This is a genomic window from Arcobacter sp. YIC-80 (assembly GCF_044841725.1).
Taxonomy (GTDB): domain Bacteria; phylum Campylobacterota; class Campylobacteria; order Campylobacterales; family Arcobacteraceae; genus Arcobacter_B.
In genome coordinates this window covers 112,196-124,560 of record NZ_JBJBSI010000007.1, presented here as the reverse complement: position 1 = coordinate 124,560, position 12,365 = coordinate 112,196, and the positions used below count along the sequence as shown (strand labels likewise).

At 23.6% G+C, this 12,365-nt stretch carries 12 protein-coding genes; 7 read left to right on the top strand and 5 right to left on the bottom strand.

Translation table 11 applies throughout. From position 1 onward, the window contains the following. Positions 1–12 precede the first annotated feature (12 nt). Complete coding sequence (locus ACH5BK_RS10590) at positions 13–816, bottom strand: DNA ligase (RefSeq protein WP_404307176.1); 804 nt, start codon at positions 814–816, stop codon at positions 13–15. A 173-nt stretch (positions 817–989) separates the two neighbouring features. On the opposite strand from ACH5BK_RS10590, the gene ychF reads away from it, so the two are divergent. After that, on the top strand, positions 990–2,093 hold the full coding sequence (ychF, locus tag ACH5BK_RS10585; RefSeq protein WP_404307174.1) for a redox-regulated ATPase YchF: 1,104 nt from the start codon (positions 990–992) through the stop codon (positions 2,091–2,093). Between the two features lie 48 nt (positions 2,094–2,141). Then, positions 2,142–2,963: an HDOD domain-containing protein gene (locus ACH5BK_RS10580; RefSeq protein ID WP_404307172.1), complete on the top strand. Its 822-nt coding sequence runs from the start codon at positions 2,142–2,144 to the stop codon at positions 2,961–2,963. 20 nt (positions 2,964–2,983) lie between these two features. Here ACH5BK_RS10580 and ACH5BK_RS10575 read toward each other — a convergent pair whose 3' ends face one another. From ACH5BK_RS10575 to ACH5BK_RS10565, 3 genes are read right to left on the bottom strand one after another with little or no spacing between them, the layout of a single operon-like run. Next, complete coding sequence (locus tag ACH5BK_RS10575) at positions 2,984–5,383, bottom strand: hypothetical protein (RefSeq protein ID WP_404307170.1); 2,400 nt, start codon at positions 5,381–5,383, stop codon at positions 2,984–2,986. Between the two features lie 43 nt (positions 5,384–5,426). Beyond that, a complete protein-coding gene (gene recO, locus ACH5BK_RS10570) occupies positions 5,427–6,041 on the bottom strand; it encodes a recombination protein RecO (protein ID WP_404307168.1) in 615 nt (204 codons plus the stop codon). Between the two features lie 3 nt (positions 6,042–6,044). Next, positions 6,045–6,299 (bottom strand): hypothetical protein, encoded by a 255-nt coding sequence (locus tag ACH5BK_RS10565; RefSeq protein ID WP_404307166.1) that lies wholly within the window; start codon positions 6,297–6,299, stop codon positions 6,045–6,047. Positions 6,300–6,425: 126 nt separating this feature from the next. Here ACH5BK_RS10565 and ACH5BK_RS10560 point away from each other — a divergent pair, with 126 nt between their 5' ends. From ACH5BK_RS10560 to ACH5BK_RS10550, 3 genes are all read left to right on the top strand, one after another. Continuing rightward, positions 6,426–6,737 carry a pyrimidine/purine nucleoside phosphorylase gene (locus ACH5BK_RS10560; RefSeq protein WP_404307164.1) on the top strand — a complete coding sequence of 104 codons (312 nt, stop codon included), beginning with the start codon at positions 6,426–6,428 and terminating at the stop codon, positions 6,735–6,737. Positions 6,738–6,894: 157 nt separating this feature from the next. After that, complete coding sequence (locus ACH5BK_RS10555; protein ID WP_404307162.1) at positions 6,895–7,839, top strand: cytochrome-c peroxidase; 945 nt, start codon at positions 6,895–6,897, stop codon at positions 7,837–7,839. Then, entirely contained in the window at positions 7,824–9,857 is a 2,034-nt protein-coding gene (locus ACH5BK_RS10550) for an EAL domain-containing protein (RefSeq protein WP_404307160.1), read from the top strand. Before ACH5BK_RS10555 ends, ACH5BK_RS10550 begins: the two co-directional genes overlap by 16 nt. Before the next feature lie 59 nt (positions 9,858–9,916). Here the strand turns inward: ACH5BK_RS10550 and ACH5BK_RS10545 are convergent, their stop codons facing one another. Next, positions 9,917–10,303 (bottom strand): class II SORL domain-containing protein, encoded by a 387-nt coding sequence (locus ACH5BK_RS10545; protein WP_404307158.1) that lies wholly within the window; start codon positions 10,301–10,303, stop codon positions 9,917–9,919. 142 nt (positions 10,304–10,445) lie between these two features. Here ACH5BK_RS10545 and ACH5BK_RS10540 point away from each other — a divergent pair, with 142 nt between their 5' ends. After that, entirely contained in the window at positions 10,446–11,267 is an 822-nt protein-coding gene (locus ACH5BK_RS10540; protein WP_404307156.1) for a thiamine-phosphate kinase, read from the top strand. Positions 11,268–11,282: 15 nt separating this feature from the next. After that, positions 11,283–12,347 (top strand): tRNA pseudouridine(13) synthase TruD, encoded by a 1,065-nt coding sequence (gene truD, locus ACH5BK_RS10535; protein WP_404307154.1) that lies wholly within the window; start codon positions 11,283–11,285, stop codon positions 12,345–12,347. Positions 12,348–12,365 lie beyond the last annotated feature (18 nt).

Here is a 12,365-nt window from a genome sequence, read left to right as displayed (position 1 = left end):
GAAGAAGCAAGTTTATTCGCTTCTTCTTACTCTTAAAAATGAAGCAAATTTTGGCTTGCCATATTTTGTAAACCCATAATATTTAAAGGTTACCATTTGATTTACTTTAGGATGATTAAGTCTTTGTTTATTTGTAAAACCACCACCTAAGTTAAAAATCACTTCATTTTTAAGTTTTAGTTTTAAGCTTTTAAATTTTCCATCATCATGTTTATTTATTCCTATTACTAATCCTTCCATATCAGAAAATTTTTTTACTTTTAATATATTTTTACTTTTACCTACAAAATAGGACAATTTAGGGTTTTTTAGTATTATTCCTTCTGCTTTTAAATTTACAAGGTTATTTAGATGTTTTTCTAAGTGTTTTTTATTTTTACAAATTATTTGTGGAATAATTTTTATATATTTATTTTTATTTTTTGTTTGCCAATTTTTTATTTTTTCTAATCTTTTTTTGAAATCTCCTTTTTGATTGGGAACTTCAAAAATATTGTATGTGATTTGAGACCAGCTTTTTGAAGGTGTTTTATCTAATACTATGTTTTGAATATTTTCAAAGTCATTTCTTTTTGTCCATAATTCCCCATCAAGTTCGAATTTTGGAAAATTCTTTGTAAACCACATTGGTGCATAAATTTTATTACCATTTTTACTTAAGAGTTCTTTTCCAGTCCAGTATGCTCTTATTCCATCAAGTTTTTCACTCATGTACCAATTTTTTATATTATGAGTACTATTTTGGTATATCTCAGGTTTTTGTAGTTGATTTGAGTACATAAAATTAATAAGTAAAATTAATATAAGAAACTTCATTAGCTAATCCATTTAAATAATTAAATAAATTATAATATAAAGTTTATTAAAATTAGAATTTTATCATAAAAACATAATGAATTTTTAGATAGAATAGCTTTTTAAAAATAAAGTAGAATCTAGAAAAATATTTAAAGAAAGATTTTTTTAGATTTTAGTAATAAAGGAAATAAATGGGATTAGGTGTAGGAATCGTAGGACTTCCAAATGTAGGTAAATCAACAACTTTTAATGCTTTAACAAAAGCACAAAATGCAGAGGCACAAAACTATCCATTTTGTACGATAGAACCAAATAAGGCAGTTGTTCCAGTACCTGATAAAAGACTTGATGAGTTAGCAAAAATTGTTGACCCAAATAAAATACAACATTCAACTATTGATTTTGTTGATATTGCAGGACTTGTAAGAGGTGCTAGTAAAGGTGAAGGACTTGGAAATCAATTTTTATCTAACATTAGAGAAGTTGAAGTAATCTTACACATGGTTAGATGTTTTGATGATGGTAATATTACTCATGTTGAAGGTGATGTAAATCCAATTAGAGATATTGAGATTATTGAAACAGAACTTATATATGCAGATATCACACAATGTGAAAAGAAAATTGAAAAATTAAAAAAACAATCAAAGGGTTCTAAAGAAGCTACTGCAATGCTTGTTGTAGCAGAAGCTTTAATGGCTCACTTAAGTGAATTACAACCTGTTAAAACTTTTGAAGATATTGAAAATGATTTATTTTTACAAATGGATAAAGAGTTAAGGTTTTTATCAAATAAAGATGTGATTTATGGTGCAAATATGGATGAAGATTCTTTAATGGAAGGTACAAATGAGTATGTTGAAGCTCTAAAAGAGCATGCAGCTACTGTAAATGCTGATGTAATCACACTATGTGCTAAAATTGAAGAAGAATTAGTTGGTATGGATGATGATGAGGCAAAAGAATTATTAACTGATTTAGGGGTTGAAGAATCAGGATTAGAACAAATTATTCATAAAGCTTTTGATAAATTAGGTTTAATGAGTTATTTCACAGCTGGTAAAGTAGAAGTAAGAGCATGGACTATTAGAAAAGAAACAAAAGCACCACAAGCAGCAGCTGTTATTCATAATGACTTTGAAAAAGGTTTTATTAAAGCTGAAGTTATTTCTTACGAAGATTTTGTAACTAATGGTGGTGAGGCTAAGTGTAAAGAACTTGGAAAACTAAGACTTGAAGGTAAAGATTATGTTGTTCAAGATGGTGATGTAATGCACTTTAGGTTTAATACATAATTGATAGATTTTGTGTTAACATATAAATTATTTTAGTAGGAGTTTAACTTGTCATCTATAAGCATATTAGAAAAAATAGAATCTCTTCCTCCACTTCCTAAAACTATTAGTGAAATAGAAGAGTTTAGAAGAAAAAGTGATAAAGAAGCATTTGAATTACTTCAAATTGTAGAAAAAGATGCTTTGATTATTTCTACATTATTAAAAATTTCAAATTCAGCAATGTTTGGATTTAGATCTAAAGTAGAAACACCAAGTAGAGCTATAAATTTATTAGGAATTAATTTTACTATTTCTATTGCAATAGGTGGAACAGTACAAAATCTACTTATGTCAAATTTAGAGCCTTATAGTATAAATAGTGATGATTTTATGAGAGCATCAAATTTATCATCAACATTAGCTCATTTGTGGGTATCAAAATTTGATTATGATTTAAAAGAAGAGTTATTACTTCCTGCTCTTTTACAAGAAGCAGGTAAATTTATTTTAGCTGATATTATTGTTTCAGATAAAAAAACTGAGATATTTAAAACAAAGTTAGCACAAGGTGAAGAAGTTGCTGCTGTTGAAAAAGAGTTAGTTGGTTTATCAACTTCTGAAATTACAGCAAAAATATTTAGACATTGGAAGTTAAGTGATAATTTAATTGATATGATTGAGTATGTTGATGATGTTGAGAAATGTTCTCCTTCAATTAAACAAAAAGCCCAAATATTAGATGTAATTAAAACAGCTTGTAATGTAACAGATCCCTTAAGTGATGAAAACTGTGAAAAAGCGATAAATAAAGCTACAAAATATGGCTTACATACTAAATCTTTAGAAAAAGCTATAGAAACACTTCAAGATAGACTTTTAGATGAATAATTAAGGTTTAATTACCTTAATTATTTAAATTCATAAAATCCACTTTTACTATTTTTAGCTAAAGCAATACCATATTCTGATTTTTCTAGGATATTATAATTCTCTCCCCATGTTGCAGATATTTTAAGTTTAGGCTTTATTATTATATTTTTATAGTTAATTTCAACTTTTTTGATTTTTTCAATTATATTAGAGTACTCTTTTTCATTTGTAATAATTCCTAATGAAGGCCCATATATTCTATATGTAACTGCTAATTCATTTATTTGTAGTGCAAAATGTTTGAAAATTTCATTGCCATTTTCATAGTCATATTTCTTATTGATTTGTTCTAGGTTTTCAAAAAATATTTCTATAAAAACTATTGTTTCATTCTCTTTTTTTTCTAAGTCCTCTTTTAATTTATTTTTATTAAAAGTTTTTGTTACCGAGTCAATATATATTGGAATACTTTTTATATAACTTATGATGATATTCTTTAAATTTTGTTGTATATAAGACTTGTTTTTTTTATAAATTTCTTGAAATATATCTTCATATACACTTGAATATGCTATTCTTAACTTATAACCTTCAAATAAATGTAGTTCTGTTTTTTTGTAACCTAAATCTACTAATTTACACTTCTCTTCACACAAGCCTTCAACTGCACAAAAGATTAATCCATGAAATATTTCATTTGATATAAACTCTTCTATATTTTTATCTAAAGAGTCATTACTTAAACCTTCTTTTGTAAATATTTCACTTACAATATTAGTTAGTTTTTGATTTATATTATACTTTAAGTTAATTTCAAAATCATTTGAATACTTTTCTATAAGTTTATTTCCAATATCTTTAAATTTAGAAGATGAGTTTATTGTTTCAAATATCTCCAAATCTTTTGCATGATTTTTGCCTAGATTAAGTAGTACAATGTCATTTAGTTGATTATAGTGACTTTTTAGTTGTAATTTACCATTTATATTTATATATTTATAGAAAAACTCTTTTGTAATTTGTAAAGATTTTTCATCATTATAATAAGAATAATAAACAGATAATGATAAATAAAGTTTAAAATAATTAGCCATTAAATGTGAGGCTTTTTTATTTTTTTCTATATATGAAGTTACTTTAGAGTGCAAAAAGTTTTTGATTGTTTCATTTTTTGTTTTGGTTAATTTAAGAATAATTATATCACATAAAGACAATTTGTAATATTCATAATAATCATTTTCAAATTTATCCTTTTGTATTAAAATTTCTAATGTTTTTATTAGTTTATCATCTTTTATTTTTTCTGAATATAGAATAATTAGTAATATGATTTGCATATTATTTATATTGAATTCTTTCTTTTTTAAAAATTCTTCTACTATTTCTAAATAGTTTAAATTATTATTTGTTTTTAAATTGTAGATATACGAAAAGTTTTCAAGTAAATTATTGCTAAATTCCTCAATACTATTTATCTCTTCTTTCTTTTTATGAGTTATGATTTTTTCATAAAAAGATAAAATATCTTTGAGTTCTGTTATTATATTTGTATCTTTTAAGTTGTAATTATCTTTAAGTTTATATGTTAAATTTGATAATAAAATGCTAATAGAACTTAAAAGTATAAGATAGTTTTCTTCTTTTTTTTCATCTTCTGAATAAAGAGTGCTATTTAATACTTCATATCCATCATATATTTTTTTAAAGTTGAAATAAAACTCTTTAATTAGGTATTTATAGTCTTTGTTTTCAATCTCTATGTAAGGTACATGAGAATACATAAATAAAAAGTTTCCAAGAATATTATTTAAGATATTTATTTTGCTATTTTCTAGTTTTATTTTAAATTTTGTTATATTTATTGTTTCTGTTATTAAATCAATTATATCTTTAATATCTTTCTTTCGATAAATATCATTTGAATTTAATGTACATATTTTATTTAAACACTCTAGTAGTAATTGATATTGTAAAAAAGAAGTTTCAAAATGGTTTTCTTTTTGCTTTTGTATTGTATCTTCATATTTTCTAAAAAGTGAAGCCAAGTTATCTAAATCAAATACATTATAACTTTTAAATAATTTATAATCTTTACCAAATGATAAAAGGTTTAATAGTATTACTATTTCTTTGAAAAAAACTATTGAACTATTATTTAGTATTTCTTCAAGTCTATTTTGAATATGATTTGTAAGGTATGCTTTAAAGTGAATATTATTATTTATCTCATCTTTTATATCTAAGGGAATATCTTTTTCATCTAAAAATAGTTTTGAAATATATTCAATAAGAGCATTATAGTCATCATTGATATTATACATAAAAGATTTATTTGTATTTGTTTGAATATTATATTTATTTAATAAATTTTCAACAACTAAGTCTTCATTATCCATATCTAGGTAATAGCTAGCATCATTTGACGTTATACTTGACATAAAAACTCCTATGTTAACGTCTTATATTATAGTACTTTTTTACTTATAAACCTTGCAAAATTATATTCCAAAGATATTCAACTTCTTCATCTGTAAAGCTAATGAGCTTTTTTTCTTCAAATAATTCTTTTATTTTTTTTATATCAAATACTTTACTATATGTACATTTAGCATGAACGGGTAAAAAGCTTCTTACTAAAGATATATCTTTTTTTATAACATTTTCACAAAGTAAACATTCATAATTTGTATGAAGCCTACCTTCATGTTCAAGTAAATTTATATAAGTTTCACAGATTGCTCTTAGTGCATTTTGTTTAATCATTATATGAGTTAAATAATCTAGTAAATAAAAATAATATGAGTCTATTTCTTCTAAGTCTTTTAAGTGTGGATGAAAAAGTTTAATAAATCTTTGCCAGCAATACATCTTTTCATAATCTAAAATCCATTCAAAACCTAATTGAATAACATCTTTAAGTCTGGGTATATTAGCTCTTGTATTTTCTAGTTCAAAATCTATTTTATACCCAATATTTATATTAGAGTGTCTTGCACCATAGAATCTATAGGTTGTATATAAATGATTTTCTGTAAGAATAGTAACAATTAAGTCATCATCTTTTACAGGCTTTATATCAATAATATAACCTTGCAATTATTATTTTTCCTCTAACATCTCATTTATTTCTTCAATAATCTCTTGGCACTCTTCATCATCAATATTACCCTCATCTAAATCTTTAAGCATTTCTTTAAAATCATCTCTCATTTCTTGAATTGCAGAAAGTTCTTCTTTTGTTCTTTCATTATCTTTTTTAGAAGCAATTAATTCAAATAACTCATCAATATAATCTTCAACATGAGTTAGTACATCATTTTTTATAAGTTGTTCTAATTGTTTTTGGATAGTCATTTTTTCCCTTAATGTATAATACAGGGATTATAACAAAAAACAACTACTCTTTTGCTTGAATATTCATTTAAAATATATTTTAAATATGATATGATAATTATAAATAATTATGTAAGGAAAATGTAAATGGCAGAATTTAATAATGTATCTATTGCAAAAGCTGCAAATATTTTATTTGAAGGAAATATTACAAGCAGAAGTATTGAATTTGAAGATGGTTCTAAAAAAACATTAGGAATTATGTTAGAAGGTGAGTATGAGTTAAATACTGTTCATTCGGAGATTATGGATATTCAAAGAGGTAAACTTGAAGTTATGTTACCAGCAGAAGATTGGGTAGAATATGAAGGCCCAGCTACTTTTGAAATTCCAGCAAATTCAAAATTTAAATTAAAAGTACATTCATTAGTTGATTATTGTTGTTCTTTTGTAAAATAAATTTTTCTTAACAATGCGGTTATAATCGCATTGTAAAAGAAAAAAAATCTTAAAAAATAAATATTATTTATTATCCAATAAAAATAATAATAACTTGTAAAAAACCCATTAAAACATCTTTATTTTAAGCTTTAAATAAATATAATAATTGTTAGATATGATTATTATTAGCAAAATACAAGTTCTTTTATTTTTAGTTTTATTATTGTCCACTTTAAAGGCACAAGAAATATTTAAACCCTTGCCAACTCAAATACAATATGATGTAGAAAAGGTAAATTTAGGTAGAGAATTGTTTTTTGAACCTTTGCTATCTAAAAATAAGAAAATATCATGTTCTTCATGTCATAATCAATATGGAGCAGATAAACTAAAGTTTAGTTTTGGAGATGATAATAGATTAGGTAATATAAATACTACAAGTGTTTTTAATAGTACTTATAATTTAAGTTTTTTTTGGAACGGAAGAGTTTCTTCATTAAAAGAACAGCTTCTTGATGGTCCTATTTATAATAATCATGAAATGAACAGCTCTAAAAATCTTATTCTAAAAAGATTAAATGAATCACAAAAATATAGAAAATTGTTTAAAACTGTTTATAATAGAAACCCAAATTTTGAAGATGTAATTGATTCTATAGTCGCTTTTGAAAAAACATTAATCACTCCAAATTCAAAATTTGATAGATACTTACGAAATGAAATAAAATTAAATAAAGATGAAAAAAAAGGTTTTGATCTTTTTAATTCTTATGGTTGTGTATCTTGTCACAATGGAATAAATATTGGTGGAAACTCATATCAAAAATTTGGAACAATAATTGACTATAAAAGTAGTGATGATCAAAAACTTTGGACAGATAGATTTGCATATACAAAAATGCCAAAAGATAAGGATGTTTATAGGGTTCCTAGTTTAAGAAATGTAGTTAAAACATCGCCATATTTTCATTCTGGAGATATAAAAGAATTAAAAGATGCAATAAGTTTAATGGCTTATTATAATTTAGGAATTATGTTAGAAGAAAAAGAACTTCAATTAATAGAGGCATTTTTAAATACTTTAACAGGTGATTTGCCTAAAACATGGATAAAGAAATAGTTATGAAAAAACTAAACTATAGAGTTTTTGGGATTTTTATTTTATTGATTGGAGTATTTTTATTTGCAATAAATCTAAAAAATGATTTAGATAGATTTAATAAAAATTATAATCATCTAATTGAAACAAGCTATAAAATTAAATACAATACTATTAGTCATTTACAAGAAATAAAAAATTCAATAATTTTTTTACACTATAATAATGATAATATTGTTTTAAAAATAAAAGAAAATAAAAAACTTATTAGGGAACTTAAATATCTTTTTAACTATTCACATACCTTTGATTTAATAAATAAGTTTAAACTTCAATATAAAGAGTTTGAAGATTTAACTTATGATTTTATGAGAAAAAATGCAGAAGTTAAAAACTCTCTTAGTAATTTAAATAGAAATTTAAATATCTCAAATAATTTTGATTTTGAATACTCTTTAAGATTAATTGATATTATTTCTAAGTTTATGCTTATAAATGGTTCTTTTGATATTAATAAAAATATAAGTGATGAGCAATACTTGTTTTTTAAGTCGTATAAAGCAAATGAGTCAAAATATGCTTTAATGTTTACTCATATTGACTTACTTTATAAAAGTATTCCTAAATTAAAAATTATATTAAAAAAACTTCAAAATGCTAAAATATATGAAACTAATGAAAAAATATTTACAATGTTAGAAAAAGAATCTAATATTTTAAGAAGAGAAATAAAATTAAAGTTTTATATAATACTTTTTGCATATATATTTTCTATGATTCTTATTTTATATTATATTTCTAAATCAATTAAAGATAATAAAAATATCCTAAAACTCAAAACAGAAAATGAAAAAAAGCTTTTTTATGATAGCTTAACAGGACTTTTAAATAGGACTTCATATTCTTTAGTTTCACGAAAAAAAAATAGAACATTAATTTTAATTGATATTATTGATTTTAATAAAGTGAACTCATTAGTTGGATATGAAGGAGGGGACTTTTTATTAAAAGATATAGCTAAGATATTAGATTCTAAATTTGATAAAGTGTATAGAGTTGGAGTTGATCATTTTGCTATTTTATTTGAAGACAAAAGTTTAGATGATTTAGTTCGATTATCTAAAAACCTTTTATTAGAACTTGATAATAATAAGTTTGTATATAGATCAATAGAAGTTCCTGTAAGTGTAAATATTGGAATCTCAAATATTCGCTCTTACTTAAAAAATGCAGAAATTGCTATTTCTAACTCGAAAAAAAGTTTTAATAGGGTTAGTATTTATAAAAAAGAAATGAGTGAAAAAGAAGAAACACTCAAAAACTTTAATATGTTAACTCAAGTAAAACAAGCTATAGATGAAGATAAAATAAGACCATTTTTTCAAGGAATTATTGATTTAAAAACTAAAAAGATAGTTAAATATGAAGCTTTAGTACGTTTAATCGATGAAAAAGAAAATATTATAAGTCCTTTTTTCTTTTTAGATATAACTAAAAAATCAAAACTTTATCCTGAGATTACAAAAATAGTAATTAAAAAAAGTATTGAATTTATTGAAAATAAAAATAAATGTGTATCTATAAACTTATCTTATCAAGATATAAATGATAATAATACATTAGAGTTTATATATAAAACTTTATATGAAAAGAAAGATATAGCTTCATTTATAACTTTTGAAATATTAGAGAGTGATGAAATAGATAATTATGCACATTTATATACATTTATTGAAAAAATAAAATCTTATGGTTGTAAGTTAGCTATTGATGATTTTGGAAGTGGATATTCTAATTTTACGCAATTATTTAATTTAAAACCTGATATTGTAAAGATAGATGGAAGTTTGATTAAAGATATAAATACAAATAACAATTCAAAAAATATTGTAGAATCAATAATAAATCTATCTAAGAAAAGTAATATTCAAACTGTAGCTGAATTTGTGGATAATAAAGAAGTTGAAGAAACAATAATAAAATTAGGTGCAAATTTGGCACAGGGATTTTATTATACAAAACCTGAAGATCTTTTATAAATAAAAAAGGCTTAAAAGCTAAAAGCTTTTAAGCCTTTTTAAATATTGGTATGTTTGAATTATGCTTCAACAGTTACTTGAACTGGAGTTGATTCCCATATACCATGCTTAGTACAGTATCCGTGAGCTACTAAGTTTAATTTTTTACTAGTTGGAATAATTGTAAAAGTTGTTGTATTATGAGCTTTAACATTTCCTAATGTACCTGGAACATAAGTAGCTTTTGCTAATAATGTTTCACCATTAAATAATGATACTGATTCAATAAAGTGATCAAAATCATCTGGGTGAGTATATTCGTTACCCATTTTAACAGTTACTTCAAATGGTTCACCTGCTTTTGCAGTTTCAGCACAGTGGATGAATGGTGAGTGTCTATCAATTAAATCTTTTTTTGCTTCTCTTTCAACAGTGTCAATGTCAACATATTTATTAATTTTTGGCATTTTGTCTCCTAATAATTTTAATTTGACTATTATTATACTATAAGTTTCTTAAAATTAAATAGGATAAAAACTATCCTATTTAAAATATAACTTTTTCGTAACAAAAAAGGGCTTGTTTTATTCTTCTTTGGTATAATTGCGTATGAATAAAGAAGATTATTTTATAAAACAGTTTTCAAAAAGTGATTTTATTGGTGATGATGCTGCTGTAGTTGGCAAATGGTCATATTCAAATGATGCTTTTTTTGAGAATGTTCATTTTAAAAAAGAATGGATGACATTAAAAGAAATAGCATACAAATCTATGCTTGTAAATATTTCAGATGCTATTGTAATGAACTCATATCCTAAATATGCTTTATTAACAGTTGCTATTCCTAAATCTTATACTAATGATGATTTAAAACAATTATCAAAAGGTTTTAAAAAAGCAGCAAAAGAGTTTAATATAGAGATTATAGGTGGAGATACTATAGCAAATGAAAAATTAGATATTTCAATTACAATTATTTCAAAAGTAAAAAATCCTATATTTAGATCAGGTGTAAAAAAAGATGATTTAGTTTGCTTTACAGGAGATTTAGGAACTTGTAAAAAAGACTTAGAAAAACTTTTTAGAAATGAAAAGGTTTCTAAAAAATCAAAATTTATTAAACCTAAATTGAAATCAAAATTCTTTTATGAAGCTTCTAAATATATAAATGCTTCTTTAGATATTTCTGATGGATTATTTTTTGAATTAGAAAGACTTTCAAAACAAAGTAAAATAGGTTTTGAGTTTTTTCAAGAAATTAGTAATGAAGTTGGAACTTCAGGAGAAGAGTATGAAATACTTTTTACATTTAACAAAAAAAATAAAAATAAAATAGAAAAAATAGCAAAAAAACATAATGTTAAGTTAAATATATTTGCTAAAGCAATAAATGGTTGTTATAAAACAAAAGCAAATAACCATCATTTTTAAAACTAAGGAAAATTATTGGAACAATTACAAAGATATTTAAATCATGCAAAAATTGATGTGGTATTTAAACAAACAAAAGATGACTTCGTTGTAACAGAAGTACCTTTATATGAGTTTTCTGGTGAGGGTGAACACCTGATTTTGAAGATTAGAAAAAAAGATTTATCTACATGGGATGCAGTTGAAATAATTTCTAATCATGTTGGTTGTAAGGTAAGAGATATTGGATATGCAGGATTAAAAGATAAAAATGCAATGACTATTCAATCTATTTCTTTACATAAAAGTTTTGAAGAAAAAATAAATAATTTTGAACATCCAAATATTAAAATTCTAGAAAAAACATATCATAATAATAAAATTAAAGTAGGACATTTAAAAGGAAATAAATTTTTTATTAGATTAAAAAGGGTTAATTTAATTGATCAAAGAAAAATAGAACAAGCTTTAAGCAGTATTGTCACTCTTGGTATGCCTAATTATTTTGGTTTTCAAAGATTTGGTATTGAAGGTGATAATTATAAAAAAGGTAAAGATATTATAGATGGTAAGTTAAAAGAAAAAAGAAGAAATCTAAAGCAAATGTATATAAATGCTTATCAAAGTTATCTTTTTAACTCTTGGCTTTCAAAAAGAATAGAAATATCAAAACTTATAGAAGCTTTTGAGCCAAAAGAAGTTTATGAAAAGTTAAATTTACCTCTTGATGTAGTTAAACAAATGAAAAAACAAAAACATCCATTGAAATTAATTACAGGAGATTTACTATCTCATTATCCTTTTGGAAAAATTTTTACAATTGAAGATTTAGAAACAGAATCAAATAAATTTTATGAAAGGGATAGAGTTCCAACAGGACTTTTAGCAGGTAAAAGAGTTAAAAATAGTGAAGGTTTAGCTTATGAAATTGAAAAAGAGTATGATGCTAAAACTTTTCAAGATGGCGCAAGAAGATTTGCATGGGTTTTCCCAGAGGAAGTTGAAAGTAATTATAAAGAAGATAAGAATTGGATGGAGTTACAATTTTATTTACCAAAAGGTTCTTATGCAACTGAATTAATTGCAGAAATAATTCATTAATATTTATAAAGTAATTTT